This is a genomic window from Methylophilus sp. Q8, from assembly GCF_000800115.1.
Lineage (GTDB): Bacteria > Pseudomonadota > Gammaproteobacteria > Burkholderiales > Methylophilaceae > Methylophilus.
The window spans coordinates 1246554-1270894 of the sequence record NZ_JUHE01000001.1; the positions used below are offsets into that span (position 1 = coordinate 1246554).

34 protein-coding genes are annotated in these 24341 nt (G+C 51.2%); 31 read left to right on the forward strand and 3 right to left on the reverse strand.

Annotation, left to right across the window (positions count from 1 at the left end; genetic code table 11):
* The first annotated feature begins 2 nt into the window (after nucleotides 1-2).
* Nucleotides 3-446, forward strand: coding sequence for a DUF3106 domain-containing protein (locus GQ52_RS06010; RefSeq protein ID WP_019883671.1), 444 nt, complete (start codon nucleotides 3-5; stop codon nucleotides 444-446).
* A gap of 85 nt (nucleotides 447-531) precedes the next feature.
* On the opposite strand, the gene pbpG is transcribed toward GQ52_RS06010, so the two are convergent.
* Nucleotides 532-1608: a D-alanyl-D-alanine endopeptidase gene (gene pbpG / locus GQ52_RS06015; RefSeq protein ID WP_019883670.1), complete on the reverse strand. Its 1077-nt coding sequence runs from the start codon at nucleotides 1606-1608 to the stop codon at nucleotides 532-534.
* A 214-nt stretch (nucleotides 1609-1822) separates the two neighbouring features.
* On the opposite strand from pbpG, the gene GQ52_RS06020 reads away from it, so the two are divergent.
* The gene (locus GQ52_RS06020; RefSeq protein ID WP_024930887.1) at nucleotides 1823-2194 is read left to right on the forward strand and encodes a glycine cleavage system protein H; all 372 of its coding nucleotides are present in this window, start codon (nucleotides 1823-1825) and stop codon (nucleotides 2192-2194) included.
* Nucleotides 2195-2218: 24 nt separating this feature from the next.
* Here GQ52_RS06020 and GQ52_RS06025 read toward each other — a convergent pair whose 3' ends face one another.
* The gene (locus tag GQ52_RS06025; RefSeq protein WP_019883668.1) at nucleotides 2219-2413 is read right to left on the reverse strand and encodes a hypothetical protein; all 195 of its coding nucleotides are present in this window, start codon (nucleotides 2411-2413) and stop codon (nucleotides 2219-2221) included.
* Between the two features lie 129 nt (nucleotides 2414-2542).
* Between GQ52_RS06025 and GQ52_RS06030 the strand changes: the two genes are divergently transcribed.
* The 8 genes from GQ52_RS06030 to yegQ all read left to right on the forward strand — a co-directional run bounded on the left by GQ52_RS06030 (nucleotide 2543) and on the right by yegQ (nucleotide 9152).
* Nucleotides 2543-2809 carry an FmdB family zinc ribbon protein gene (locus tag GQ52_RS06030; protein WP_019883667.1) on the forward strand — a complete coding sequence of 89 codons (267 nt, stop codon included), beginning with the start codon at nucleotides 2543-2545 and terminating at the stop codon, nucleotides 2807-2809.
* 12 nt (nucleotides 2810-2821) lie between these two features.
* The gene (locus GQ52_RS06035; protein WP_047515892.1) at nucleotides 2822-3421 is read left to right on the forward strand and encodes a DUF502 domain-containing protein; all 600 of its coding nucleotides are present in this window, start codon (nucleotides 2822-2824) and stop codon (nucleotides 3419-3421) included.
* Between the two features lie 32 nt (nucleotides 3422-3453).
* Nucleotides 3454-5244, forward strand: coding sequence for an aspartate--tRNA ligase (gene aspS / locus GQ52_RS06040; RefSeq protein WP_019883665.1), 1791 nt, complete (start codon nucleotides 3454-3456; stop codon nucleotides 5242-5244).
* Nucleotides 5245-5329: 85 nt separating this feature from the next.
* Nucleotides 5330-5860, forward strand: coding sequence for an adenine phosphoribosyltransferase (locus GQ52_RS06045; protein WP_047515894.1), 531 nt, complete (start codon nucleotides 5330-5332; stop codon nucleotides 5858-5860).
* A gap of 69 nt (nucleotides 5861-5929) precedes the next feature.
* Nucleotides 5930-6358 (forward strand): VOC family protein, encoded by a 429-nt coding sequence (locus GQ52_RS06050; RefSeq protein ID WP_019883663.1) that lies wholly within the window; start codon nucleotides 5930-5932, stop codon nucleotides 6356-6358.
* 96 nt (nucleotides 6359-6454) lie between these two features.
* Nucleotides 6455-7243, forward strand: a complete 789-nt coding sequence (locus GQ52_RS06055; protein WP_047515896.1) for a quinoprotein dehydrogenase-associated SoxYZ-like carrier — start codon at nucleotides 6455-6457, stop codon at nucleotides 7241-7243.
* A 104-nt stretch (nucleotides 7244-7347) separates the two neighbouring features.
* Nucleotides 7348-7767, forward strand: a complete 420-nt coding sequence (locus GQ52_RS06060) for a secondary thiamine-phosphate synthase enzyme YjbQ (RefSeq protein ID WP_024930884.1) — start codon at nucleotides 7348-7350, stop codon at nucleotides 7765-7767.
* A 35-nt stretch (nucleotides 7768-7802) separates the two neighbouring features.
* Nucleotides 7803-9152: a tRNA 5-hydroxyuridine modification protein YegQ gene (yegQ, locus tag GQ52_RS06065; RefSeq protein ID WP_047515898.1), complete on the forward strand. Its 1350-nt coding sequence runs from the start codon at nucleotides 7803-7805 to the stop codon at nucleotides 9150-9152.
* Nucleotides 9153-9225: 73 nt separating this feature from the next.
* Here the strand turns inward: yegQ and GQ52_RS06070 are convergent, their stop codons facing one another.
* Entirely contained in the window at nucleotides 9226-9657 is a 432-nt protein-coding gene (locus GQ52_RS06070) for a CBS domain-containing protein (RefSeq protein WP_019883659.1), read from the reverse strand.
* 124 nt (nucleotides 9658-9781) lie between these two features.
* On the opposite strand from GQ52_RS06070, the gene GQ52_RS06075 reads away from it, so the two are divergent.
* From GQ52_RS06075 to GQ52_RS06175, 21 genes are all read left to right on the forward strand, one after another.
* Entirely contained in the window at nucleotides 9782-10294 is a 513-nt protein-coding gene (locus tag GQ52_RS06075; RefSeq protein WP_047515900.1) for a MarR family winged helix-turn-helix transcriptional regulator, read from the forward strand.
* Between the two features lie 28 nt (nucleotides 10295-10322).
* A complete protein-coding gene (locus GQ52_RS06080) occupies nucleotides 10323-10700 on the forward strand; it encodes an SgcJ/EcaC family oxidoreductase (protein ID WP_019883657.1) in 378 nt (125 codons plus the stop codon).
* Nucleotides 10701-10734: 34 nt separating this feature from the next.
* Nucleotides 10735-11637 carry a DMT family transporter gene (locus GQ52_RS06085; RefSeq protein WP_019883656.1) on the forward strand — a complete coding sequence of 301 codons (903 nt, stop codon included), beginning with the start codon at nucleotides 10735-10737 and terminating at the stop codon, nucleotides 11635-11637.
* A 141-nt stretch (nucleotides 11638-11778) separates the two neighbouring features.
* On the forward strand, nucleotides 11779-12507 hold the full coding sequence (locus tag GQ52_RS06090; RefSeq protein WP_047515902.1) for a YebC/PmpR family DNA-binding transcriptional regulator: 729 nt from the start codon (nucleotides 11779-11781) through the stop codon (nucleotides 12505-12507).
* 38 nt (nucleotides 12508-12545) lie between these two features.
* Nucleotides 12546-13106 (forward strand): crossover junction endodeoxyribonuclease RuvC, encoded by a 561-nt coding sequence (ruvC, locus tag GQ52_RS06095; protein WP_024930879.1) that lies wholly within the window; start codon nucleotides 12546-12548, stop codon nucleotides 13104-13106.
* Nucleotides 13103-13678 (forward strand): Holliday junction branch migration protein RuvA, encoded by a 576-nt coding sequence (gene ruvA / locus GQ52_RS06100; protein WP_019883653.1) that lies wholly within the window; start codon nucleotides 13103-13105, stop codon nucleotides 13676-13678. The genes ruvC and ruvA overlap by 4 nt, the downstream gene beginning before the upstream one ends.
* Nucleotides 13679-13828: 150 nt before the next feature.
* Nucleotides 13829-14875 carry a Holliday junction branch migration DNA helicase RuvB gene (gene ruvB, locus GQ52_RS06105; protein ID WP_047515908.1) on the forward strand — a complete coding sequence of 349 codons (1047 nt, stop codon included), beginning with the start codon at nucleotides 13829-13831 and terminating at the stop codon, nucleotides 14873-14875.
* 1 nt (nucleotide 14876) lies between these two features.
* On the forward strand, nucleotides 14877-15272 hold the full coding sequence (ybgC, locus tag GQ52_RS06110; RefSeq protein ID WP_019883651.1) for a tol-pal system-associated acyl-CoA thioesterase: 396 nt from the start codon (nucleotides 14877-14879) through the stop codon (nucleotides 15270-15272).
* Complete coding sequence (tolQ, locus tag GQ52_RS06115; protein ID WP_019883648.1) at nucleotides 15269-15943, forward strand: protein TolQ; 675 nt, start codon at nucleotides 15269-15271, stop codon at nucleotides 15941-15943. Before ybgC ends, tolQ begins: the two co-directional genes overlap by 4 nt.
* Nucleotides 15944-15954: 11 nt before the next feature.
* On the forward strand, nucleotides 15955-16347 hold the full coding sequence (locus GQ52_RS06120) for an ExbD/TolR family protein (protein ID WP_019883647.1): 393 nt from the start codon (nucleotides 15955-15957) through the stop codon (nucleotides 16345-16347).
* Between the two features lie 21 nt (nucleotides 16348-16368).
* Nucleotides 16369-17193 carry a cell envelope integrity protein TolA gene (locus GQ52_RS06125; RefSeq protein WP_047515910.1) on the forward strand — a complete coding sequence of 275 codons (825 nt, stop codon included), beginning with the start codon at nucleotides 16369-16371 and terminating at the stop codon, nucleotides 17191-17193.
* Nucleotides 17194-17251: 58 nt separating this feature from the next.
* Nucleotides 17252-18586 (forward strand): Tol-Pal system beta propeller repeat protein TolB, encoded by a 1335-nt coding sequence (gene tolB, locus GQ52_RS06130; protein ID WP_047515912.1) that lies wholly within the window; start codon nucleotides 17252-17254, stop codon nucleotides 18584-18586.
* A gap of 46 nt (nucleotides 18587-18632) precedes the next feature.
* The gene (pal, locus tag GQ52_RS06135; RefSeq protein ID WP_019883642.1) at nucleotides 18633-19187 is read left to right on the forward strand and encodes a peptidoglycan-associated lipoprotein Pal; all 555 of its coding nucleotides are present in this window, start codon (nucleotides 18633-18635) and stop codon (nucleotides 19185-19187) included.
* The gene (locus tag GQ52_RS06140; protein WP_047515914.1) at nucleotides 19174-20046 is read left to right on the forward strand and encodes a YbgF trimerization domain-containing protein; all 873 of its coding nucleotides are present in this window, start codon (nucleotides 19174-19176) and stop codon (nucleotides 20044-20046) included. The genes pal and GQ52_RS06140 overlap by 14 nt, the downstream gene beginning before the upstream one ends.
* A gap of 70 nt (nucleotides 20047-20116) precedes the next feature.
* Nucleotides 20117-20758: a 7-carboxy-7-deazaguanine synthase QueE gene (gene queE / locus GQ52_RS06145; protein WP_047515916.1), complete on the forward strand. Its 642-nt coding sequence runs from the start codon at nucleotides 20117-20119 to the stop codon at nucleotides 20756-20758.
* 2 nt (nucleotides 20759-20760) lie between these two features.
* On the forward strand, nucleotides 20761-21462 hold the full coding sequence (gene queC / locus GQ52_RS06150; protein WP_024930871.1) for a 7-cyano-7-deazaguanine synthase QueC: 702 nt from the start codon (nucleotides 20761-20763) through the stop codon (nucleotides 21460-21462).
* Nucleotides 21463-21543: 81 nt separating this feature from the next.
* A complete protein-coding gene (gene rpsP, locus GQ52_RS06155; RefSeq protein ID WP_019883638.1) occupies nucleotides 21544-22005 on the forward strand; it encodes a 30S ribosomal protein S16 in 462 nt (153 codons plus the stop codon).
* A gap of 38 nt (nucleotides 22006-22043) precedes the next feature.
* The gene (gene rimM, locus GQ52_RS06160) at nucleotides 22044-22580 is read left to right on the forward strand and encodes a ribosome maturation factor RimM (protein ID WP_235273005.1); all 537 of its coding nucleotides are present in this window, start codon (nucleotides 22044-22046) and stop codon (nucleotides 22578-22580) included.
* 17 nt (nucleotides 22581-22597) lie between these two features.
* The gene (gene trmD / locus GQ52_RS06165; protein ID WP_200884070.1) at nucleotides 22598-23332 is read left to right on the forward strand and encodes a tRNA (guanosine(37)-N1)-methyltransferase TrmD; all 735 of its coding nucleotides are present in this window, start codon (nucleotides 22598-22600) and stop codon (nucleotides 23330-23332) included.
* 32 nt (nucleotides 23333-23364) lie between these two features.
* Complete coding sequence (gene rplS, locus GQ52_RS06170) at nucleotides 23365-23754, forward strand: 50S ribosomal protein L19 (protein WP_019883633.1); 390 nt, start codon at nucleotides 23365-23367, stop codon at nucleotides 23752-23754.
* Between the two features lie 105 nt (nucleotides 23755-23859).
* Nucleotides 23860-24336, forward strand: coding sequence for a methylated-DNA--[protein]-cysteine S-methyltransferase (locus tag GQ52_RS06175; protein WP_047518551.1), 477 nt, complete (start codon nucleotides 23860-23862; stop codon nucleotides 24334-24336).
* Nucleotides 24337-24341 lie beyond the last annotated feature (5 nt).

Sequence of the window (24341 nt, forward strand, 5' to 3'; positions counted from 1 at the left end):
CGATGCATGCCAGTGCGGCTGATCATGATTCTGGCCAGCGCTGGCTGGCGATGGCGGATATCGGTGCGATCAAGAATGATCTGTCACCTGCTGATCCTGCTGCCAATGTGACGTGGTCACACCTGACCGATCAGCAGCGCGCCGTGTTATCGCCTTTGGGTGGTGAGTGGGATACGCTACGCCCATGGCAGCGCGAGAAAATGCTGGATATTGCCAAAGAATACCCCAAGATGGATGCGCAGAAACAGCAGCGCATTCAGCATCAATTGGTGAAATGGAGCCGCATGACGCCGTATGAGCGTGAAAATGCGCGTAAGCGTTATCAGCAGTTTCAGAGTTTGAGCCCTGAGAAAAAAGACGTGCTACGCAAGCAGTGGAAAGAGCATAAGCAAAAAGCAGCGATTACTGAGGGCTATGATCCTGAGTTTGATGGCGCTGAACATTAGCCGTCTGTGGTGGCGCTAAATAAAATGCACTGACAAATAAAAAACCTGCGAATCTCGCAGGTTTTTTATTGTATTTGGTTGACTGTTAATTGGCTTCGTCGCCAAGCGTTTTGCTCATTGACAGCCCGGTCAGCACAATGCCACCGTCGTTGTGTGAGGTCAGGGTGCTGTAGTTATGTTCCATCCATTTTTTGATGCGTCTGGCATCGCCGATACGGGTCAGTTTGCCAACGGAATCCAGCAACACCAGAATCAGCGGCTCGCCAGCAATGGTCGCCTGCATCACCAGGCAGCGTCCAGCTTCGCTGATATAACCTGTTTTTGATAAGCCAATTTCCCAGCTGCTGTTTGTGCTTTCACGTACCAGCGCATTGGTGTTGTGGAAGTGTATAGGCTGGCGTCTGCTGCCGACATTCAGGTCGTAGTCAGAAGTCGTCGTGATTTGACGAATCAAGGGGTATTGATACGCCGCGTGTACCATTTTTGCCAGGTCCATGGCCGTAGACACGTTATTGCTGGTGAGGCCGGTAGAGTCTTCAAAATGGGTGTTCATCATACCCAGGCTGGCCGCCTTGGCATTCATGTCTTGAATAAAGCGTGCCTTGCCACCCGGGTAGTTGGTGGCCAGTGCAGAGGCGGCGCGATTTTCTGAAGCGATCAATGCCAGGTTCAGCATGTCTTCACGCGTCATGGTCGTGCCAACCGGCAGGCGTGAAGAGGTGCCTTTCAGGTAATCCACGTCCATTTCAGTAATCGAGACCTGGTCATTCAGATTCAGTTTTGCATCCAACACGACCATGGCGGTCATCAGTTTAGTCACTGAGGCGATGGGTGTCGGCGTATCCAGATTTTTGGAATAAATGATTTCGTGCGTGTTCTGGTTCATCACCAGCGCTTTGGTGGAGGCGATGGACAGATTGCCATGGCTACCGGATTTACCTTCGAAAGAATCAAACATTTCTGCATCAATCGCAGGTCTGGCTGATTTTCTGGCATGCGCATGCAGTTTAACCGGGCGCATGGATTTGGTTTTTTCCGGGTTGACGCGGTATTGTGAGGATCGCGTGCTGTATTTCTTGCTCTTGGCGGCAGAAACGGTCTGTTTTTTAGAAGGTGACTTTGCTATGGCTTGACCCGCAGGTGCAAAAGCGATGGAACACATTAGCAACACTTTAAGGCAATGCTTGTAAAAACTCATAATCAACCTTCCGAAAACCCGACTAATTATTGCCCAGTTATTATTCAGAGTCAATCACTTATCGCAATTTTTTCGTGTAAAAAATTAAACCGCTTTTTGACTTACCTGAATAAGTTTTGGCGCGTTTCGCAGACTGTGGCACAATAATTATCTACTAAACTTTTGATTTTTAAATCATATGTCAGCAGGCTTGAAATACTTCTTTTCTAAAGACCACACATGGGCTGCTCAGTCCGAAGATGGGGCATGGTTGGTCGGGATCACTGATTACGCACAGAATATGCTGGGTGATGTGGTGTTTGTGGATCCGCCAAAAGTCGGCCAGTCCGTGGAACAATTCAGTGTGTGTGGCTTGATTGAGTCGGTCAAAACAGGCTCGGATATTTATGCGCCTTTGTCCGGTGTGGTGCAGGCCATTAATGAAGAAGCACTGTCTTCGCCGGAGAAGATCAACGATCATCCGTACGCTACCTGGTTATTCAAGCTGGCGCCTGATGCCAGTGGAGTGGCGTCTTTGCTTGACCAGGCGGCTTACGACGCGCAGCTCTAAATCACTGCGCTTTTAGCGCAGCGGCTACTCCACTTTTCTGATTTTGAGTGTCGGTTCGGCATATAGCAAATCCGCCAGGTGTAATGTCACCATTTTGCCCGGTTGTGCTTGTTTACCAAGTGTCAGCATAGGGTGATGTATGTTGAGGTCGCGGCTGGCTAATCCCAGAAAAAACAGCATAGTCAGCATAAATGGTAATTTGAGTGAGAGTTGTTGCATATCGTGCTCCTTAAAGTCTTTTCAATTCAAATACATCGCTGTGCTTTTGGTGATTTGTAACGCGAATCAGGTATAATTTGCACTTGGTGAAATTTTTCCAGCAAGTTGCCCTTCAGGTTGTGTTAACAAATGCCTATCTACGATTTTCAATGTACCGCGTGTGGTTACCAGCAAGAGCTGATGCGCAAAGTGTCCGCGCCTTCTGTTGAGGCGTGCCCCAAGTGTGCGCAAGAGACATTTAGCAAGCAGGTGTCTGCTCCTAATTTTCAACTGACCGGTAGTGGCTGGTACGCGACCGATTTCAAAAACAAGCCGGCAACAAGCAGCAGTAAATCCACAGAATCTGCCACAACGACCGAGGCTGCCAAGTGCAACCCAGGTTGTGCCTGCCATTAAAAAACAAGACGCATGAAAAAATATTTCATTACAGGTTTGCTGGTACTGGTCCCATTATTTATTACGGTGTGGGTGCTCAAAACTTTAGTGCAAACACTGGACCAAAGTTTGCTGTTGCTGCCGGTTGCCTGGCGCCCGGAAGCCTTGCTTGGTGTGGATATTCCGGGCTTTGGTGTCATATTGACCGTGGCGATTGTGCTGGCGACTGGCCTGGTGGCAACCAATATCTTCGGCCAGCAGTTGATCGAGTTGTGGGAAGGCTTGCTGATCCGCGTGCCAGTCGTTAAATCCATTTATTCCAGCGTCAAGCAAGTGTCTGACACGCTGTTCTCGGATTCCGGCAATGCATTCCGCCAGGCATTGTTGATTCAGTATCCACGCCAGGGTGTGTGGACCATTGCCTTTCTGACCGGTACGCCGGGTGGCGATGTGGCGAATCACTTGCAGGGCGAGTATGTGAGTGTGTATGTGCCGACTACACCTAACCCGACCTCAGGTTTTTTCCTGATGCTACCCAAGTCTGATGTGGTCGCCCTCGATATGAGTGTGGATCAGGCCTTGAAATACATCATCAGCATGGGTACAGTGGCGCCCTTGCCTAAACATCATTAACCGCAACACCACTTTAACTTTATAAAATTATTATGATGCGTACACATTATTGCGGTCACCTGAACCGCGAACATATCGGACAAACCGTGACACTGTGTGGCTGGGCCCACCGTCGTCGCGACCACGGGGGCGTGATTTTTATTGATTTGCGTGATCGCGAAGGCCTGGCGCAAATTGTGATTGACCCGGATACCAAAGACGCATTCGCCATTGCTGAAACCGTACGTAGCGAGTTTGTCTTGCGTGTGGTGTGTAAAGTGCGCGCGCGCCCTGAAGGCACCGTTAACCCGAACTTGCCTACCGGTGAAGTCGAGATGCTGGCGACTGAAATTGAAGTGTTGAACGCTTCATTGACGCCACCATTCATGCTGGATGACGACAACCTGACCGAGACTGTGCGTCTGGAGCATCGTTATATCGACCTGCGTCGCCCTGCCATGCAGAAAAACCTTATGTTGCGTTACAAGGTGGCGAAAAATCTGCGTGACTATCTGGATGATAACGGTTTTATCGAAGTTGAAACACCCATGCTGACGCGTTCGACACCTGAGGGTGCGCGTGATTACCTGGTGCCATCCCGCGTACATCACGGCATGTTCTTTGCCTTGCCGCAATCGCCACAATTGTTTAAACAATTGTTGATGGTGTCCGGTTTTGACCGTTACTTCCAGATCACAAAATGTTTCCGTGACGAAGATTTGCGTGCGGACCGTCAGCCAGAATTCACCCAGGTCGATATTGAAACTTCCTTCCTGGAAGAAAATGAAATCATGGATATCGTCGAAGAGATGATCCGTCGCATGCTGAAAAAAATTCAGGATGTTGATCTGCCTGCCAAATTCCCACGCATGCCTTTCTCTGAAGCGATGAACCGTTACGGTTCAGATAAACCAGACATGCGCGTGACACTGGAAATCACAGAGCTCAGCGATGTGATGAAAGATGTCGACTTTAAAGTATTTGCTGGTGCCGCCAATATGGCGGGTGGCCGTGTGGCAGCGATTCGCGTCCCTAACGGCGCTGCGATCAGTCGTTCTGAAATTGATGCCTACACCGAGTTTGTCAAAATCTACGGTGCCAAAGGCCTGGCTTATATCAAGATCAATGACATCACTAAACTGAACGAAGAAGGCCTGCAAAGCCCAATTGTGAAAAATATTCACGTCAATGCGCTGCAAGCCATTATTGAGCGCACAGGCGCACAAAACGGCGACATCGTATTCTTTGGTGCCGATAAAGCCAAAATCGTCAACGAAGCGCTGGGTGCCTTGCGTACCAAGGTCGGCCACGAAAAAGGCCATGTCGATGGTCGTCAGTGGGCGCCATTGTGGGTGGTGGATTTCCCGATGTTCGAGCACGATGAAGACGGTGACCGTTGGGTGGCCTTGCATCACCCGTTCACTGCGCCTAAAGATGGCCATGAAGATTTGCTGGTCAGCAATCCAGGCGCTTGCTTGTCTAAAGCCTATGACATGGTGTTAAACGGCTGGGAAGTGGGCGGCGGTTCTGTGCGTATCCACAAACAAGACATTCAGTCTAAAGTGTTTGATGCATTGAAAATCAGCAAGGAAGAAGCGCAAGAGAAGTTCGGCTTCTTGCTGGATGCATTGCAGTACGGGGCACCTCCGCACGGTGGTCTGGCTTTTGGCCTAGATCGCCTGGTGACTTTGATGGCAGGTGCCGAGTCTATCCGTGACGTGATTGCTTTCCCGAAAACCCAGCGCGCGCAATGTCTGATGACCAATGCGCCGAACGAGGTCGACGAGAAACAATTGCGCGAATTACATATTCGCGTACGTCAGCAAAACGCAGCTGGCAGCTAAGCCTGGCTGGCTTGTGTGACAACTCACACGAACTCTTTAAACGCGTCTGCCTTGGGTGGGCGCGTTTTTTATTGGCGGTAACCGTATGATTAATTTGAGTGCGCACATTAGGACGATTGCCGATTATCCGAAAGCAGGCATCCAGTTTCGCGATATCACGACCTTGCTCAAGGATCCGCTGGCATTTAATGCTACGATTGATGCGCTGGCCTTGCATTATGCGGATGTCGTGCTGGATAAGGTAGTCGGCATTGAGGCGCGCGGGTTTATTGTAGGTGCCGCCCTTGCCAATCGATTGAAGCTGGGGTTTGTGCCGGTGCGTAAGCCAGGTAAATTGCCAGCCAGTGTCATTCGGCAGTCTTACGCGCTTGAGTATGGTGAAGATGCGCTGGAGTTGCATGCCGATGCGATTGTTGCCGGTGAACGTGTGTTGCTGATTGATGATTTGATTGCAACTGGCGGCACGGCGCTGGCCGCGGTTGGCTTGATTCGTCAACTGGGTGGTGTGGTAGAGCATGCCGGCTTCGTTATTGACTTGCCTGCTTTGTCCGGCATGCAACATTTGCAGGCCAGCGGCGTCCAAACGTTTGCCCTGTGTCAATTTGAAGGACACTGATTTTTGTACTATATTGCGCAGACGCTTTGCACACACTTTTTGATACGGCACTAAATAGATTGGAAAATCATGCCATTGACAGGAATTGATCACGTCAACTTTCGGACCGACCGCGACACCATGCATCTGTTGCGCGATTTTTATTGCGACGTGCTGGGCTTGACGGTTGGTAAGCGGGTGGCCAGCACGACATATGGCTACTGGTTGTATATTGGCAAGCAGGCCGTGGTGCACCTGGCAGAATATAAAACCGCTGAGCCACCGCAACTGCATGTGCATGGCGTCTATGACCATGTTTCATTCAACTGTAATGATATGGATGCGATGGAAGCCAATTTGCAGGCGCGGGGCGTGACTTATACCACACGCATCCTGGCCAATGGTATCCGCCAGATCAATATGCGCGACCCGGCGGGCAATGGCGTGGAATTAAATTTTTCCGAATATGCAGACCCGAACTACGAGATGCGACCTTCAGGTGACCCAAGCAAGATTTGATCACGAGTGTGATGTGCATCACATATTCTGATGGTTAAAGCATAAGAAAATCCTTTTCATGCAAATGAAATCAATAATCAGCAGATGGGGAAATGTATGAAGAAAACATGGGTGATGATGTTAGGTGTGTTGGCCTTTGGGTTGACCGGTTTGGCGCAGGCGGAGGCCGATCCAAAGTTATGGGCGGTGGTCAAAGAGGCGTTCTTTCCCAAGCGCGATATTCAGGAAGTCGACTTTCTTAAAATTGAAGCGCCGCGCCGCGCCGAGAGCGGTGCGCAAGTGCCGGTGACGTTTATCTATGACAAGGCAGCGGCTAATGGTGTGGTGCTGAAGAAACTGTATGTCATTGTCGATGCCAACCCGATTCAATTGGCTTCGACCTACCATTTAACCGACATGCTGAACGGCTTTCAGATGGCAACCCGTATCCGCCAGGAAACGGATTCTTTTGTCAGATTGATTGGTGAAACGGCCGATGGCAAGCTGTATATGGGCAAGCGTGAAATTCGCGCCGCGGGTGGCTGTGGCGGTACCGTGGATAATAATGAAGCCGAGGTGCGCGCGGCCGCCGGCAAAATTAAATTGAACGTAGATGCGCCCAAGTTTGGTGAACCAGCCACGGCAACCTTCAATATTCGCCACGTGATGCGTACCGGCTTGCAGCGCGACCTGGTCTCGCAAGGCTATGTGCCTGCGTTTTACATCAATAAAACGACCTTTACCTACAATGGTAAAGAAGTGATGACGGTGGATGTTGGTGTGGGAACCAGTGAGGATCCTTATATGAAATTCAGTTTTATTCCAGACGCGCCGGGCAAGCTGGAGGTAGTGGCCACCGATAATGAAGGTAAAATCTTCACGCAAACGTTGGATGTCCACAGCTAGATGAAATGTTGCAGATCAGGCCTCTTTTAGAGGCCTTTTTTGTTTTATGGCAAATGACTGTTTAATCGCAGTGCTAAAATAACCGCTTTAGGAAAGGGGACAAAATGAAAAGTTTTCGTAAAGAGCTGTGGTTTAACATTTCAGCGCGTATGGACTTCAAGAATATTACGCAGGATGTGGTGGCGTGTGTACGCGAGAGTGGCGTTAGAGAAGGTCTGGTGTTGATCAACGCCATGCATATTTCTGCCAGTGTATTTATTAACGACGACGAGCGCGGTCTGCACCATGACTACAAAGTGTGGCTGGAAAAACTGGCGCCGCATGAACCTGTGAGTGGCTACCGTCACAATGATACCGGCGAGGATAATGCCGATGCGCATATCAAGCGCCAGATCATGGGGCGCGAGGTGGTGGTGGCGATTACTGAAGGCCAGCTGGATTTTGGCCCTTGGGAACAGATTTTTTACGGTGAATTTGATGGCCGTCGTAATAAGCGTGTGCTGGTGAAAATTATCGGTGAGTAAATGCAAACACTGCGTGTTGAAATGGAAATACGGTAATGAAGTCTCCTGAGTTATTAGCCCCTGCGGGCGATCTCGATCGCATGCGTACGGCCTTTGATTATGGTGCGGATGCGGTGTATGCCGGTCAGCCGCGCTACAGCCTGCGGGTGCGTGAAAATGATTTCTCGATGCAGAATCTGGCCATTGGCATTCAGGAGGCGCATGCGCGTGGTAAAAAGTTTTTTGTCGCCAGCAATATTTCGCCGCACAACGCCAAGGTCAAAACCTATATGCGCGACATGGCGCCAGTGATCGCCATGCAGCCGGATGCGCTGATTATGGCTGACCCAGGCTTGATCATGATGGTGCGCGAGCAATGGCCGGAGATGCCTATTCATCTATCTGTGCAGGCCAACGCAGTCAATTACGCCTCGGTCAAATTCTGGCAGCGTATGGGGCTGACGCGCGTGATTCTGTCACGTGAATTATCCCTCGATGAAATTGCCGAAATCCGCCAGGAATGCCCGGAGATGGAACTGGAAGTGTTTGTACACGGTGCGTTGTGTATTGCCTATTCCGGCCGTTGTTTGCTGTCTGGCTATTTCAACTCGCGTGACCCGAATCAGGGCACCTGTACTAACAGTTGCCGTTGGGATTACAAAGTGCACGATGCGCAGCCGGATGCAGCAGGCGTGATCCGCTTGAAGGAGTTTGATTTTCAGGCGGAATTGGAGAAATCCAGTTTATCTTCTTGTGGCTCATTAACGCGGCATCCGGCGGCCGAGCAGGTCTACCTGATTGAGGAAAAAGGTCGTCCAGGCGAGTTGCTGCCTATCATGGAAGACGAGCACGGCACCTATATCATGAACAGTAAAGATCTACGCGCGATTGAACATGTGGAAAAACTGATTGCGCTGGGCGTGGATTCGCTCAAGATTGAAGGCCGCACCAAGTCACGTTACTACGTGGCTCGCACCAGCCAGAACTATCGTCAGGCGATTGATGATGCCGTGGCGGGGCGCCCGTTTGACTGGCGCTTGCTGGGCGAGCTGGAAAACCTGGCTAACCGTGGTTATACCGATGGTTTTTACCAGCGTCACCATACTGCCGAGCACCAGAATTACGTACAAGGGCATTCCAGCGCCAACCGAAGTTTATATGTCGGTGATGTCGTGGATTACGATGTCGAGCGCGGTCTTGCCTCGATTCAGGCACGTAATAAATTTTCCGTGGGTGATAGATTGCAATTAATCCACCCCAGTGGTAATCGCGATATTGTGGTTGAGCAGTTGTTCGATAAACGGGGTGAACCCGTACAGCAAGCCGCAGGCAGCGGCCATTTCGTGAAATTGCCAATTGCCGCCACGGCCTTGCATAATGCAATGGTCGCCAGGTATTTGAGTTAATCAGTGATCGACGCCATATAAAACCAAAGGGGAGCAGTGCTCCCTTTTTTGCTATGTTATGGCAGCTGGCAAATCAGCTATGGATATAACTTTCCAGTTGCTTGATAAGCTCTTGCTGGTAGCTGATGGTTTCTTTGAGGATGTCGCCAATTGACAGCATGCCCAGCATTTTTCCATTGTCGACCACAGGCAGGTGGCGGATGCGTTTTTCCAGCATGGTGCTCATGGCCGATTCCACCATCTCTGCCGGTTTGCCGGTAATCACCTTCTCGGTCATGACTTCGCTGATGGTGGTGGTTTTGGATGAGCGGCCTTTGAGGATCACTTCGCGTGCATAGTCTCGTTCAGAGAAAATGCCGACCAGTTCGCCATCCTTGATCACCGCCAGTGCACCGATCTGGTATTCCGCCAGGATGACCAATGCATCGTACACCGGTCGGTTGGGCGCAATACTGATGATGCCTTGGTGTGTTTTATGAGAGAGTACTTGTTGAAGCGTCTTCATCACTTCCTCCTTTCATCGGGCACGGATAGTTAATATACACCGATGTGGTAATTAGTAACATATTTGTTTCACTTGAATTTGACCCCTTGACATAATTAGCTAGCTAACTATAATGTAGCTAATTATGTTGCAACTTAGAGATCTCCCTACCCAAGAAATTTTGCAGCGGTTTGCCCAACGGTACCCCGCAGCAGATGTGACGGCCATTGCCAGCTTTTTAATGCTGCTGCGGGTGGCGACTGATTTGTCCGTGGCGCTGGACGCCTGCCTGAGCAAGCATGATTTGCTGCAAGGCCGTTGGTGGGTGCTGATTTTACTTATGCGCGAAGCTGACCTGACGTCTACGCCATCGGTGTTGGCGGAAAAGCTGGGCGTGACGCGTGCAACCATGACCGGTTTGCTCGACGGCCTGGAGCAGGGCGGCCTGGTACAGCGTATCTCTGTGCCTGAAGACCGGCGGAGTGTCAAAATCCGGCTCACAGCGGCAGGCCAGGCCAAACTGGATGCCGTGATGCCGGATTACTACACACGCTTACGGTTGTGCATGCAGGGCTTAAGTGAGCAGCAACGCAATGATTTGCAAGCGATTTTAGGTGTGATAGACCACGGGATGTCTGCCTGGGATTTTAATCAGTAAATTCAATTTTTAATGAAGGAGTTTCACCATGGCAACTGTTGTAGATACTTTAATCGCATTGAACCAGCAATTTGACGCTGCGTTTAACAGCAAAAATGCCCAGGCGATTGCGGCCTTGTATGCCAATGACGCGATTGTGATGCCAGCACCCGCCGGTCAAGTAGTCAAAGGCCGCCAGGCAGTGGCCGAGTTTTTCGGTGGCTTGATTGAGGCTGGCGTGATTGAACATGCGCTGACCATGAAAGAAGCGGTGGTGACTGACACGCTGGCAACACAAACCGGTAATTGGGCAGGTGCCTTGATCGGCGAAGATGGTGTCAAGCAGCAGTTTGGCGGCAATGTACAGGTTGTTTTCCAGAAACAAGCAGATGGCCAGTGGCTGGCTGTGACACATATCTGGAATTAATACACAGGGAACATACTTCGATGGAACAAGGCTCATGGATCAACTGATCAAACAACGTTCGCAAGCGCTGACCGCGCTGCTGGTACTCACCATCATCTGGGGCTATAACTGGGTGGTGATGAAGAGTGCGCTGCAATATGCCGGGCCGTTCCAGTTTGCGGCCATGCGTACGTTTTTTGGTGCGCTGGTGTTGTTCCTGGTGTTGTATGTGACGCGCCGCCCCATGGGCTTGACCGAGTTTCCGACCATGCTGCTGTTGGGCATTTTGCAGAATGTCGGTTTTACCGGTGTGCTTATGTGGGCGCTGGTAGAGGGCGGCGCGGGCAAAACGGCCGTGCTGACCTATACCATGCCGTTCTGGACCTTGCTGTTTGCCTGGCCGATGCTGGGCGAACGTGTGCACGGTTGGCAATGGCTGGCGGTGATTGCTGCAGTGCTGGGTATGCTGTTTATTTTCGATCCGCTACATATCCGCGCGGATAGTTTTAGTATGTTGCTGGCAGTGTTGTCTGGCGTGTCATGGGCGTTGTCTGCCATCATGACCAAGCAGTTGCACAGGCGCCATCCAAGCTTGGACTTGATCAACCTGACCGCATGGCCGATGTTGCTGGGTTCCTTGCCAATGGTGCTGATCGCCTGGCTGGTGCCTGCGCCAGCGATAGACTGGTCGCCTTATTTGATCGGTGCGGTATTGTTTAATGTGGTGTTATGTGGCGCGCTGGCTTGGTTATTGTGGCTGTTTGCCTTGCAACGGTTACCCGCTGGCGTGGCAAGTATGGCCTCCATGCTGGCGCCGGTGATCGGCGTGATTGCGGCCTGGATACAGTTGAACGAAGTGCCGGATCATCTGGAAATGATAGGGATGGCGTTGATTATCTTTTCGCTCAGCCTGATTTCCATCCTCATGATGCGACCCGGTTACGGCAAAAGCCAATAATTGCAGCCGACTTTATAAAAGGTCTGACATTGTCAGGCCTTTTTTGTTGTGTGCGACGGTCGTTTGGTGATCGGGCGGCTGTGGTAAAATCAGCGGCTTAAATTACCTCAACAACGTTGTTAAAAAATACAAGGAAGCACTATGGCTGGGCATAGTAAATGGGCCAATATTCAGCACCGTAAAGGCCGTCAGGACGCCAAACGCGGCAAAATCTTTACCAAGCTGATCAAGGAAATCACGGTTTCTGCACGTATGGGCGGCGGCGATACTGCCATGAATCCACGTTTGCGTGCGGCGGTGGCAGCGGCTAAAGAAGAGAATATGCCTTCAGACAATATCACGCGTGCCATTAAAAAAGGTACGGGCGAACTGGAAGGCGTGAGTTATGAAGAGATTCGTTATGAAGGTTATGGCATCAATGGTGCCGCCATCATTATTGATTGCCTGACCGATAACCGCCAGCGCGCCGTCATGGACGTGCGTCACGCCTTAACCAAGCATGGTGGCAATTTGGGCACCGATGGCAGCGTGGCGTTTATGTTCAAGCACTGTGGCCAATTGGTGTTTGAGCCAGGAGTCTCCGAAGATGCAGTGATGGAAGTCGCGCTCGAAGCAGGCGCAGAAGATGTGATTGCAGATGAAGACGGCAGTATTGAAGTGGTCACTGCACCAAACGACTTTGTCACCGTGAAAGAGGCGCTGGAAGCGGCTGGGCTGAAAGCAGTGATGGCGCAAGTCACAATGAAATCACTCAATGAAGTGGTTTTTACCGGTGATGATGCAGTCAAAATGCAAAAAATCCTCGATATGCTGGAAGACCTGGATGACGTGCAGGATGTGTACACTTCTGCCGTGATTGAAGAGGTTTAACTGGTGCTGTTCGCTGGCATGTGGTCAACAGCTTGCTAATGGCCGTGCACCGCATATTGGGCATAGACCCCGGCTTAAGAGTGACCGGCTTTGGGGTGATCGAAGCGGTGGATGGCAAGTTGTCGTATGTCACCAGCGGTGTGATTAAAACGGCTTCTGCTAAAAAGAGTGCAGAGGGCGAGCCGGAAAAAGAAGCCTTGCCGGAGCGCCTCAAAGTGATCCTGGATGGGTTGTTTGAGGTGATCGCCACCTATCAGCCGACACAAGTGGCGATTGAAAAAGTCTTTGTGAACGTCAACCCGCAATCGACCTTGTTGCTGGGACAGGCGCGTGGCGCGGCGATTTCAGCAGCCGTGATCCGGCAATTGCCGGTGGCCGAATATACGGCGTTGCAGGTGAAGCAGGCTGTGGTCGGTAATGGCCATGCACAAAAAGAGCAAGTGCAAGAGATGGTCAAACGCTTGCTCAAATTACCTGCAACCCCCAGTCCGGATTCAGCAGACGCATTAGCGTGTGCCATCTGTCATGCGCATGGTGGGCAGGGCCTGGGCGCATTGGCCACCACTGGTTTAAGAGTCAGAAATGGAAGATTAATATGATTGCGCGTTTGCAAGGCCGTTTGCTGGAAAAGTCGCCACCCCTGATTGTGATTGATTGCAATGGCGTCGGCTATGAGGTGGAGGTGCCCATGAGCACTTTCTACAACTTGCCTGAGCTGGGCCAGCCGGTGCAAATATTGACGCATATGGTGGTGCGTGAAGATGCGCAATTACTGTATGGGTTTGGCAGCGAGCAGGAAAAAAATACCTTCAAGCAATTGCTGAAGGTGAACGGTATTGGTGCCAAGTCTGCGCTGTCTATTCTCAGTGGCGTCAGCGTCAATGATTTAATGCTGGCCGTCAGCCAGCAAGAAGTCTCATTACTCACGCGTATTCCTGGCATCGGCAAAAAAACCGCCGAGCGTTTGCTGCTGGAGCTCAAAGACAAGTTTGTCGTGACTGGCTCTACTTCGGCGCAGCCTTCGGCTAAAGCGGCCACGGACGATATTCTCAATGCGCTGGTGGCGCTGGGTTATAACGAGCGTGAAGCCTCTGCGACCGTCAAATTGTTGGAGCCAGGCATCAGTGTCAGCGATGGTATACGCCAGGCTTTGAAGTATCTGGCCAAGTGAGGCATCGCGGTCAATAGCCATGGTCTGTAATAGTCAAACGCCGCATGGTATCATGACAAAAAATAACTTCTCCAAGTGACTGGCAATACGCGACCGGCAATGAGGTTTTTTGTTGATTAAATTTGCTTTGCACTTCATTACCGACCACCCATGATTGAAACTGATAGACTCGTCGCTCCTGCCACTGCCAGCACCCAAGAAGAGGCGCTGGAACGTGCATTGCGCCCCAAGATGCTGGATGAGTATGTGGGGCAGGAAAAAGCGCGCGGTCAACTCGAAATTTTTATCAATGCCGCCCGTGGCCGCCAGGAAGCGCTGGATCATGTGCTGCTGTTTGGCCCGCCCGGTCTCGGTAAAACCACGCTTGCTCATATTATTGCCAAAGAAATGGGCGTCAATCTACGCATGACCTCTGGCCCCGTGCTGGAGCGTGCTGGCGATCTGGCCGCGTTGCTGACCAATCTTGAACCTAACGATGTCCTGTTTATTGACGAAATCCACCGCCTAAGCCCGGTGGTTGAAGAGATTTTGTACCCAGCCATGGAAGATTACCGGCTGGATATCATGATCGGCGAAGGTCCGGCCGCGCGTAGTGTGCGCCTGGATTTGCCGCCCTTTACGCTGGTGGGTGCCACCACGCGTGCCGGTATGCTGACCAATCCCTTGCGTGATCGTTTTGGTATCGTTGCACGGCTGGAATTTTACAGCCATGACGAATTGGCCAAGATTGTCAGCCGTTCTGCCAACTTGCTTGAAGTCGAGATGCAGCAGGCGGGCGCTTCTGAAATTGCGCGCCGCGCACGTGGCACGCCACGTATTGCCAACCGTTTGCTACGCCGCGTGCGCGATTACGCGCAGGTGAAGTCTGATGGCGTGGTGACGGATAAAGTGGCAGATGCAGCGTTGAAAATGCTGGATGTCGATCAGCAGGGACTGGACGTGATGGACCGTAAACTGTTGCAGGCTGTGGTTGAAAAATTTGGTGGAGGGCCGGTGGGACTGGATAACCTGGCGGCGGCCATTGGTGAAGAGCGCGATACGATTGAAGATGTGCTGGAACCTTATTTGATCCAGCAAGGCTATATCATGCGTACTCCGCGCGGGCGTGTCGCCACTTTGATGACTTATCAACATTTTGGCTTGAAAGCGCCTGCCAGTATGACCTCTGGCGAGCTTTGGCAAAGCGCTGGGCAATAATATGTTTGTGTGGCCGGTGCGTGTGTATTACGAAGATACCGATGCGGGTGGTGTGGTCTATCACAGCCGCTACCTGAACTTTATGGAGCGCGCACGGACAGAATGGTTGCGCGTTGCGGGTTTTGCCCAGGCTGCGTTAAAGCAACAAGAGCAGGTGCTGTTTGTGGTACACAGCATGCAACTGCAATTTAAAAAACCAGCCAGGCTGGATGACCAGTTACAGGTAGTATCACGCTTGATCGAGATGAAGCGTGGCAGTTTTAGCTGCCAGCAGCAGATCAAGTGTGGCGAAACGATTTTAATAGAGGCGCAGGTCAAGGTGGCCTGCGTGGATGCGGATTCATTTAAACCAACGGGTATTCCGGCCCGGCTCAAAATTGCACTGGAGTCTTCATGAATGTAGCGAACGATATGTCGATTTTTACCCTGGTGAGTGGGGCCAGTTTGCCAGTCCAACTGGTGATGCTGATCCTGCTGCTGACCTCACTGGTCTCCTGGTGGTATATCTTCATTAAAGTATTTTCATTGAAGGCTGCCAATGAAAATGTAGACCAGTTTGAGGCGCAGTTCTGGTCCGGTGGTGACTTGAACGAATTGTATGAGCGCATTACTGCAGGCAGAAAAACACCCCAGGGCATGGCCAGTATTTTCCAGGCGGGCCTCAAGGAGTTTATCCGTTACAAACAGCAAAAAGATACCGAAGTGAGTGACGTGATGGAAGCCACACGCCGCGCCATGCGTGCCTCGTATAACCGTGAACTGGATTACCTGGATTCGCATTTACCATTCCTTGCGTCAGTCGGTTCCGTCAGCCCTTACATTGGCCTGTTTGGCACGGTATGGGGCATTATGAACGCGTTCCGTGGTTTGTCTAATGTGGCGCAAGCCACGCTGAGCCAGGTGGCGCCAGGCATTGCTGAAGCGCTGGTGGCGACGGCGATCGGCCTGTTTGCAGCGATTCCTGCCGTGATTGCCTATAACCGCTTTGCAGCAGGGGTTGACCGTCTGTCCGTGCGCTACGAGAGCTTTATCGAAGAATTTACCAACATTTTGCAACGTAGAGCCTGATTGGAGCCACGATGAGCAGAACGCGTAAACGGCGCATGATGAACCAGATTAACGTCGTGCCTTACATCGACGTGACGTTGGTGTTACTGGTGATTTTTATGGTGACCGCCCCGATGACCAATCCTGGCATGGTGGAGCTACCCAAAGTTGGCCAGGCGCTTAAGCAAAGTGGCGACCCGATTGTGGTCACTGTACAAAAAGAGGGCACCGTCCTCATGGATGGCAAGGAAATGCAGCGCGATGATATGCTGGCATTGATCCGCCAGCGGTTGGCAGAGGCGGAAAAGCCTGTGGTCGTGTCTGCTGACAAAAACACGCCTTATGGTGAAGTGGTGTCAGTCATGGATTTATTGAAACAGGCGCAAGTGAACCAGGTTGGCTTGTTGTTTCAAAACGAAAAGTAAGCGGTTAGTGATTTAAAACAGATGAAGATCGTATTGTCGCCACAAGATCAGGTCATACGCAAACGCGCAGCCATGCTGTCTGTGCTGATGCATGTACTGCTATTCCTGGGCATGATTTTCATGGTCGACTGGAAAGCCGTGCACGTCAATCCGAGCGTGATGGAGGCCACATTGTGGGATAGTTTACCCAGCAAACAGCCATCCAAGCCGGCCACAAAACCTGTGGAGCCTACTCCTCCGCCACCCGAGCCCAAGCCAGAACCCAAACCACCCGAGCCTAAGCCGCCAGAAAAAGTGGCCCCGCCGGAGCCGCAAGTCAAACAAGCGGAACAAGAAGCGGAAATTGCACTCAAAAAACGGGAAGATGAGAAAAAACGCCTCTTAGACGAAGAGAAAAAGAAAGAGCTTGAGCAGAAGAAGCAGGAAGAAAAGCTGAAGAAAATTCAGGAAGCGCTGCGTAAGCAAGAGGAAGAGGACAAACTGAAAAAGATTCAGGACGCCATGCGTCAACAGGATATGGATGCACAGCAATCAGCGGCAGCGGGTGCGGTTGACCCTTCTGTGCTTAACTATTACATGGGGCTGATGAGCCGAAAAATTCGCAGCACTGTTAACTCTGGCTTGTGTCCAGTGACTAATCCAGAGTTGCTGGTTGACATACAAATGACCAATTCGGGTGATATATCTGGTATGCCCAAGCTGGTCAAAGGTTCTGGCGATGCGGTATGCGATGATGCGGTGATCCGTGCCATCCTGGCGGCAAAACCGTTTGATATGCCTGATGATCCGGCCGCGCGCAAGAAAATGGTGGATCAGATACGTTTGAAGTTTAGGCCGCGTAGCTAATAGAGCAATGACGCTGAACAAGCTTTTCGTTATAATTCTTGTATATAAGCAAACTAAAATGAATAAAACTGTGACCATGCAAAACCTCAAAAATGGATTGATCCATTTTTTGTCTCATACCATCGGTGCTGGCGTACTGCTCTGGATGTTCGCGCTGCCGGCACAGGCGGCATTAGAACTCGAGATCAGTGGCGGTAGCGCGATCCAGATCCCGATCGCGATTCTGCCTATGGCTGAATCCGGTAGCGCCCAATCTGGCAGCCGCTTGCATGACATTATCAGCAACGACTTGCGCGGCAGCGGCATGTTCCGCATTATCAATACCAGCGGCATGCCTGCGTTGCCAACCAATGCTGCGCAAATTAAATACACTGACTGGACAGCATTGAAAGCGCAAGGCCTAAGCTTGGGTGAAGTGCAGCAAGCGGGCGGTAACTTAAAAGTGTCTGTGCAAGTGATGGATGTGTTGCGCCAAACCGCTTTGCTGCAACTGACTTACACCGTCTCGCCCAGCCAGTACCGCCATGTGGCGCATTTGATTGCTGACCAGATCTATGAAAAATTCACCGGCCAGCCAGGGGCATTTTCGACACGTATCGCCTATGTAACCAAGGTCGGTAAGCGTTTCACTTTGCAGATTGCAGACTACGATGGCTTTAATGCGCAAACGCTGGTGTCATCCAATGAGCCGATTATTTCACCTTCCTGGTCGCCTGATGGCAGCAAAATGGCCTATGTGTCATTTGAGAAAAAGAAACCCATCGTATTTGTGCAATCCCTGTACACTGGTGAGCGTAAAATCGTTGCCAATTTTAAAGGCAATAATAGTGCGCCAGCCTGGTCGCCCGATGGCAGCAAGCTGGCTGTCGTATTGACCTATGGTGCTAACTCACAGATTTATACCATTTCTGCCGATGGTTCCAATTTGCAGCAAGTGACTAAAAGTAGTGCGATTGATACATCGCCTGCATTCTCACCGGATGGGCAATGGATATACTTCACTTCTGATCGTGGCGGGCGCCCGCAAGTGTATAAAGTGTCCGCGTCCGGTGGCTCGGCTTCACGGGTGACCTTTGAAGGCAGCTATAATGATGGTCCGCGCTTTTCGCCAGATGGTAAATACCTGACCTATATCCGCAATGATGGCGGTGCATTCAAGGTGGCGGTGCAGGATCTGGGCAGCGGTGATGTCAAAGTGCTCAGCACTGGCTCGCAAGATGAATCGCCCAGCTTTGCCCCTAATTCGCGTACCATTATGTATGCAACCCGTGTTGGCGGCAAAGGCACGCTGGCGACCGTCACTGTTGATGGTCTGGTCAGGCAGCGTTTGTCAGAAGCGGGTGGAGATATTCGTGAACCTGCATGGGGACCTGCACAAGCAGCGCCCAAGTAGTCTATCCGTGGTCAATCTATTTAGTCACTCATTTTAAGGAGAAAGTATGAACAAGACAATTTGGACAGTTGCAGCACTTGCATTGGTGTTGACTGCTTGTAAAAGCACCCCGATGAACCCGGCAAAAGTGGAAGATTCCAGCGTGACTCGCCCAATTGCCAAATCACAAAGCAACACTGGTGCTGACAGCTCTGCCAGCACAGACAAAATCAATATCAAAACCGTTGATGTTGACAGCAGCAAAGATGAGTTGAGCGCTGCTGAGTTGGCTAAACGTCAAGTGTTCTTTGATTATGACAGCGATGCGATTCGTGAAGAGTACAAAGGCCTGGTAGCTAACCACGCTAAATACCTGGTTGCTCACCCGCAAACTAAAGTGGTGCTGCAAGGCAACACAGATGAGCGCGGTACACACGAGTACAACCTGGCATTGGGTCAGCGTCGTTCAGTGGCGGTTAAAAACGCGCTGAATGTATTGGGCGTGAGCGATAGCCAAATCGAAACCGTGAGCTACGGTGAAGAGCGTTCCAAGCAGAATTGTGCTGATGACGGTTGCTTCCAGCAAGACCGTCGCGTAGACATCGTCTATGCAGGTCAGTAATTTGCGACTCTCTGTTGCTTTGATTACCCTGGGCCTGACAGTGTCGACTGTCAGCCAGGCAGCCTTGTTTGACGATACCGAGGCCCGGAAGCGGATCTTTGAGCTGGAAAACAAGCAAACAACTGACCATGATGCGCAACAAAAAGCCATCACTGACCTGACGCGTACCCAGCAATCGCTGGACCGGCGTGTGCAAAGCCTGGAAGCCCTGATTAACGGTAAGGGCTTGCTGGATATGCAAAACCAGCTGGAGCAGATGAGGCAGGATGTGGCACAGCTCAAGGGAGATCTTGAGCTTGTGACGCATCAGCTGGAGGATATGCGTAACAAGCAAGGGGCTGCATACACTGATCTTGATACGCGTGTGCGCAAGCTGGAAACGTTGGCGCAGTCAGTCAGCAGTGGGCAATTGCCAGTGTCATCATCTAACGGTAATGGCGGCGGCAGTGCGGCAGATGCGAAAGCAGATGTGTCACAGCAGGAAGCCAATGCGTTTGCTGAAGCGGAGTCTTTAAATCAGGCTGGCAAGTACAAAGAGGCGTTTAATGCTTATGATGCCTTTTTGAAAAGCCATGCAGGCAGCAAGCTGGTGCCGGATGCGCTGTATGGCATGGGCTACACCCAGTTTGCGCTCAAGAGCTACAAATCTTCTGCTGCGACGCAGCAAAAGTTTTTAGATAGTTATGCTGCGCATGCCTTGGCGCCTAATGCCATGTTGAGTTTGGCTAACAGCCAGATTCAATTAGGCCAGATTCCGGCTGCCAAAAAGACTTTGAAAGACCTGATTGCCACTTATCCGTCAGCAGAAGTGACGCCAAGTGCGCAAAAACGTTTGAAAGTGCTGGAAAGTATCAAATAGCAGAATTTCGCGAGTTCGGCGATAATAGCGGGCAGATAGCAATATCTGCCCGTTTACTTTTTATATCCCCATGACCACACTCAGAATTTTCGAGATTTTCTATTCCTTGCAGGGCGAAAGCTCGCGCGTTGGCCTGCCTACTATTTTTATCCGCCTGACTGGTTGTCCGCTACGTTGTGGCTATTGTGATACCGAGTATGCGTTTAAAGGTGGCAACAATATGACGCTGGATGACATCATGCAGCAGATTGCGGCTTATGGGACGCCTTATGTCTGTGTGACGGGCGGCGAGCCATTGGCGCAAAAGCCATGTATTGAATTATTGACTCGCTTGAGTGATGCCGGTTACCAGGTGTCATTGGAGACCAGTGGTGCCATGGATATTGCGCCAGTCGATCCGCGCGTCAAAGTGATCATGGACATTAAAACGCCTGGTTCTGGTGAAGTGGACAAAAACCGTTGGGAAAACCTGGCTTTGCTCAAAGCGGGGGACGAAGTGAAGTGGGTGATTTGCAGTCGCGAAGATTTCGACTGGGCCAAGCAGATGTTGCAAACCCGGCCGTTTCCAGCGGACTGTGACCAATTATTTTCCCCGAGTTTTCATGATGTCAGTGGCGAAACGCTGGCCAGCTGGATTTTGCAGGATCACCTCAAGGTGCGCATGCAATTGCAATTGCACAAAATCCTCTGGGGCGAGAAACAAGGAGTTTAAGCTTGCTTGCAACACATAAACCCAAAGCCGTGATTTTGTTATCCGGCGGGCTGGATTCCAGCACGGTGCTGGCGATTGCCAAATCACAAGGCTATGACTGTTATTGCCTGAGCCTGGATTATCACCAGCGCCATAATGTCGAATTGGTGGCGGCGCAACGCGTGGCGGTTGCACTGGGTGCCACCGAACATAAAACTGTGCAGCTGGATTTGTCGCTGTTTGGTGGTTCGGCGCTCACTGACAGCAATATCGCTGTGCCAGAGCAGGAAACACAAGGTATTCCCGTAACTTATGTGCCTGCGCGCAACACTATTATGTTATCGTTGGCGCTGGCCTGGGCAGAGGTATTGCAGGCACGCGATATTTTTATCGGCGTCAATGCGCTGGATTATTCAGGCTACCCGGATTGCCGGGGTGAATATGTCAAAGCTTTCCAGCAAATGGCCAACTTGGCGACCAAGGCGGCAGTAGAGGGCCAGACGATTACGGTGCATGCGCCATTAATAGAGATGACCAAAGCGGATATTATTCGCAGCGGCCATGCGCTCGGGCTGGATTACGGGTTAACCGTCTCCTGCTATCAGGCCAATCAGCAGGGCGCGGCCTGTGGGGTGTGTGATTCCTGTCGTTTCCGCAAAGCAGGGTTCGCGCAAGCCGGAGTGGCTGATCCTACACCGTATGTAGGCGCATCTTCTGGTGCGTGAAAAACACTTGCCATGCTTTGATAATATCAAGTATAATCCGCGCCTTTCTGCAAAGAAATTCAATTTTAAGAGAACAAGATTATGGTCGTTATTCGTTTATCACGTGGTGGCTCCAAAAAGAACCCGTTCTACAGCCTGGTTGTAGCAGATTCGCGCAACCGTCGTGACGGTCGTTTTATCGAGCGCGTTGGTTTCTACAATCCATCTGCACGCGCTGGCGCTGAAGGCTTGCGTATCGATGAAGCACGTACACAATACTGGGTGGACAACGGTGCACAACTGTCTGAGACCGTGGCACGTTTGGTAAAATTCCACGCTAAAGGCGCTGAAGGTATGGCTGCTGTTAAAGCGAAAGAAGTTGCCAAAGCTGAAGCTGCTAAAGAAAAAGCAATCGCTGAAGCTGCTGCCAAGTTGAAAGCTGAAGCTGACGCCGCCGCTGCAGAAGCTGCCGCTAAAGCGGAAGCCGATGCTAAAGCCAAAGCAGAGGCTGATGCAGCTGCTGCCGCAGAAGCCGCTGCTGCTGAAACACCAGCTGCTGAGTAATTGTTTTTAGCGCCTTAATTCAGATGGCGTTTGAAAACATGGTCGTAATGGGGCGCATCGTCGCCCCATATGGCGTTTATGGCTGGGTGAAAGTGGTGCCTGATACTGAGTATCTGGACGGCCTGCTGGATTACGATGCCTGGTGGGTGGGTAAAGCGCCGAATTGGCGTGAAGCAACGGTTGAACAAGCCAAGCTTCACAATGATGTATTGCTGATCAAGCTGGCCGGTGTGGCTGATCGCGATGCAGCATTTGCCTTGAAAGGGCAGCAAATCGCCGTACCGCGTGAGTCGCTGCCTGAGCCTGAAGAAGGTGAGTATTACTGGTCAGACTTGATTGGATTGAGTGTGACCAATACGCAAGGTGTGGCTTTTGGCAACATTACGCAGGTGTTTGAAACTGGCGCGAATGATGTGCTTGTGGTCCGTGAAGCGCAGCCAACCAGCGTTAAAGGTAAAGATGGCAAGTTGCAGCAGGAGTACCGTGAGCGCTTGATTCCGTTTACCAGTGAAGCGGTGCCCGAGGTGGATTTGCAAGCAGGCACTGTGCTGGTAGATTGGGATGCTGATTTTTAAAGAAGGTGGCTCTCATGATGCAGATTGAAGTCATCAGTTTGTTTCCTGAGATGTTCGCGGCACTGACGGAATATGGCATTACCAGCCGTGCCAGGCAACGTGGCTTGTATCAGTTAACGCTGACCAATCCTCGCCAATATACGCAGGATGTGCATCATACGGTCGATGATAGGCCTTATGGTGGTGGCCCTGGCATGGTGATGCTGGCTGAGCCGCTGACTGCTGCGATTGGGGATGCTAAAGCGCGGTTGCAGGCACAAGGATTGTCACCCAGGGTGATCCATTTGTCACCACGCGGTAAACCGCTGACGCATGAAAAGGTGTTGCAGCTAAAAGAATGTCAGGGGCTGGTGTTGTTAGCCAGTCGCTATGAAGGCGTAGACCAGCGTGTGCTGGATACACTGGTGGATGAAGAAGTCTCCATTGGCGACTATGTATTAAGTGGTGGTGAGTTACCCGCCATGGTGCTGCTGGATGCGATCATTCGGCAGTTACCAGGCGCGTTGGGTGATGCTGATTCGGCGCAGGAAGATTCGTTTGTGAATGGCCTGCTGGATTATCCGCACTACACGCGCCCGGAAGAATTTGCAGGATTGAAGGTGCCCGAAGTATTACTTTCCGGGCATCATGAAAAGATTAGACAATGGCGATTACAGCAATCGCTACTGCTAACAAGGGCGAAACGCCCGGATTTATTGGCCGAAAGGCTGTTGACGAAAGAAGAGGCTAGGCTACTCAAGGATGTAGAGTAGGAACGAGCTCTTTACAATTAAAAGGAACCAATATGGCAGACATTATCAAAATGTTAGAGCAAGAAGAAATTGCTCGTTTGAACAAAACCATCCCTAGCTTTGCGCCAGGCGACACAGTGATCGTTGGTGTAAACGTGGTTGAAGGTACACGTAAACGTGTGCAGGCTTACGAAGGCGTTGTAATCGCCAAGCGTAACAGAGGCCTGAACTCCTCATTCATCGTGCGTAAAATCTCTTCAGGTGAAGGTGTTGAGCGTACATTCCAGACTTACTCTCCACAAATCGCTTCTATCGAAGTGAAACGCCGTGGTGATGTTCGCCGCGCTAAACTGTACTACTTGCGTGAGCGTTCAGGTAAATCTGCACGTATTAAAGAGAAATTGGTTGCGCGCGAGAAAGACATCGCTGCAAACAACGGTTAATTTAAACGTTGCACCAAAAAGCCCGGATTTCGATCTGGGCTTTTTTATTACCTGCTGCCGCTGCACTTGGTTGCAGCCTGGGCAAGATTGCAGTTTAATAGCGTGATGAAGAGTCTTTATGATGAACTTGATGCCTTAGTCCCGGCGCCATTCGGCTTCGTCGGCGTACGCTGTGATGAGGCAGGCGAAACCTTGCAGTTTTTGTTGCATGCCTTACCGGTCAAGGCCCGGCCGAATCTGCGTGCACAAGCGGTGGCTGATCAGGTGGCGGCCTATCTCGACAACCCCGGCCATGATTGGCAGCCGATTGCCAGTCATCGTGGCACCCCATTTCAGCAAGGCGTATGGCAAGCCATGCGTGAAATTCCCGTCGGTGAAACGCGCACCTATGGCCAGTTAGCCGCTGCGGTAAAGTCTGGTCCGCGTGCAGTTGCGAATGCCTGTGGCGCCAACCCTTTGCCTTTGTTTAATCCTTGTCACCGCATCGTGGCTAGCAATGGCCTGGGTGGCTTTATGCAAGGCATAGACGGTGGCTTGGAGATCAAGCGCTGGTTGTTGGCGCATGAGCAGCGACGCAAATAAGCGAT

What these genes read in the sequence shown, in the direction of transcription:
- GQ52_RS06010 (WP_019883671.1), top strand. Translation starts at nt 3, where the DNA reads ATGCATGCCAGTGCGGCTGATCATGATTCTGGCCAGCGCTGGCTGGCG.
- pbpG (WP_019883670.1), bottom strand. Translation starts at nt 1,608, where the DNA reads ATGTGTTCCATCGCTTTTGCACCTGCGGGTCAAGCCATAGCAAAGTCA.
- GQ52_RS06020 (WP_024930887.1), top strand. Translation starts at nt 1,823, where the DNA reads ATGTCAGCAGGCTTGAAATACTTCTTTTCTAAAGACCACACATGGGCT.
- GQ52_RS06025 (WP_019883668.1), bottom strand. Translation starts at nt 2,413, where the DNA reads ATGCAACAACTCTCACTCAAATTACCATTTATGCTGACTATGCTGTTT.
- GQ52_RS06030 (WP_019883667.1), top strand. Translation starts at nt 2,543, where the DNA reads ATGCCTATCTACGATTTTCAATGTACCGCGTGTGGTTACCAGCAAGAG.
- GQ52_RS06035 (WP_047515892.1), top strand. Translation starts at nt 2,822, where the DNA reads ATGAAAAAATATTTCATTACAGGTTTGCTGGTACTGGTCCCATTATTT.
- aspS (WP_019883665.1), top strand. Translation starts at nt 3,454, where the DNA reads ATGATGCGTACACATTATTGCGGTCACCTGAACCGCGAACATATCGGA.
- GQ52_RS06045 (WP_047515894.1), top strand. Translation starts at nt 5,330, where the DNA reads ATGATTAATTTGAGTGCGCACATTAGGACGATTGCCGATTATCCGAAA.
- GQ52_RS06050 (WP_019883663.1), top strand. Translation starts at nt 5,930, where the DNA reads ATGCCATTGACAGGAATTGATCACGTCAACTTTCGGACCGACCGCGAC.
- GQ52_RS06055 (WP_047515896.1), top strand. Translation starts at nt 6,455, where the DNA reads ATGAAGAAAACATGGGTGATGATGTTAGGTGTGTTGGCCTTTGGGTTG.
- GQ52_RS06060 (WP_024930884.1), top strand. Translation starts at nt 7,348, where the DNA reads ATGAAAAGTTTTCGTAAAGAGCTGTGGTTTAACATTTCAGCGCGTATG.
- yegQ (WP_047515898.1), top strand. Translation starts at nt 7,803, where the DNA reads ATGAAGTCTCCTGAGTTATTAGCCCCTGCGGGCGATCTCGATCGCATG.
- GQ52_RS06070 (WP_019883659.1), bottom strand. Translation starts at nt 9,657, where the DNA reads ATGAAGACGCTTCAACAAGTACTCTCTCATAAAACACACCAAGGCATC.
- GQ52_RS06075 (WP_047515900.1), top strand. Translation starts at nt 9,782, where the DNA reads ATGTTGCAACTTAGAGATCTCCCTACCCAAGAAATTTTGCAGCGGTTT.
- GQ52_RS06080 (WP_019883657.1), top strand. Translation starts at nt 10,323, where the DNA reads ATGGCAACTGTTGTAGATACTTTAATCGCATTGAACCAGCAATTTGAC.
- GQ52_RS06085 (WP_019883656.1), top strand. Translation starts at nt 10,735, where the DNA reads ATGGATCAACTGATCAAACAACGTTCGCAAGCGCTGACCGCGCTGCTG.
- GQ52_RS06090 (WP_047515902.1), top strand. Translation starts at nt 11,779, where the DNA reads ATGGCTGGGCATAGTAAATGGGCCAATATTCAGCACCGTAAAGGCCGT.
- ruvC (WP_024930879.1), top strand. Translation starts at nt 12,546, where the DNA reads ATGGCCGTGCACCGCATATTGGGCATAGACCCCGGCTTAAGAGTGACC.
- ruvA (WP_019883653.1), top strand. Translation starts at nt 13,103, where the DNA reads ATGATTGCGCGTTTGCAAGGCCGTTTGCTGGAAAAGTCGCCACCCCTG.
- ruvB (WP_047515908.1), top strand. Translation starts at nt 13,829, where the DNA reads ATGATTGAAACTGATAGACTCGTCGCTCCTGCCACTGCCAGCACCCAA.
- ybgC (WP_019883651.1), top strand. Translation starts at nt 14,877, where the DNA reads ATGTTTGTGTGGCCGGTGCGTGTGTATTACGAAGATACCGATGCGGGT.
- tolQ (WP_019883648.1), top strand. Translation starts at nt 15,269, where the DNA reads ATGAATGTAGCGAACGATATGTCGATTTTTACCCTGGTGAGTGGGGCC.
- GQ52_RS06120 (WP_019883647.1), top strand. Translation starts at nt 15,955, where the DNA reads ATGAGCAGAACGCGTAAACGGCGCATGATGAACCAGATTAACGTCGTG.
- GQ52_RS06125 (WP_047515910.1), top strand. Translation starts at nt 16,369, where the DNA reads ATGAAGATCGTATTGTCGCCACAAGATCAGGTCATACGCAAACGCGCA.
- tolB (WP_047515912.1), top strand. Translation starts at nt 17,252, where the DNA reads ATGAATAAAACTGTGACCATGCAAAACCTCAAAAATGGATTGATCCAT.
- pal (WP_019883642.1), top strand. Translation starts at nt 18,633, where the DNA reads ATGAACAAGACAATTTGGACAGTTGCAGCACTTGCATTGGTGTTGACT.
- GQ52_RS06140 (WP_047515914.1), top strand. Translation starts at nt 19,174, where the DNA reads ATGCAGGTCAGTAATTTGCGACTCTCTGTTGCTTTGATTACCCTGGGC.
- queE (WP_047515916.1), top strand. Translation starts at nt 20,117, where the DNA reads ATGACCACACTCAGAATTTTCGAGATTTTCTATTCCTTGCAGGGCGAA.
- rpsP (WP_019883638.1), top strand. Translation starts at nt 21,544, where the DNA reads ATGGTCGTTATTCGTTTATCACGTGGTGGCTCCAAAAAGAACCCGTTC.
- rimM (WP_235273005.1), top strand. Translation starts at nt 22,044, where the DNA reads ATGGTCGTAATGGGGCGCATCGTCGCCCCATATGGCGTTTATGGCTGG.
- trmD (WP_200884070.1), top strand. Translation starts at nt 22,598, where the DNA reads ATGCAGATTGAAGTCATCAGTTTGTTTCCTGAGATGTTCGCGGCACTG.
- rplS (WP_019883633.1), top strand. Translation starts at nt 23,365, where the DNA reads ATGGCAGACATTATCAAAATGTTAGAGCAAGAAGAAATTGCTCGTTTG.
- GQ52_RS06175 (WP_047518551.1), top strand. Translation starts at nt 23,860, where the DNA reads ATGAAGAGTCTTTATGATGAACTTGATGCCTTAGTCCCGGCGCCATTC.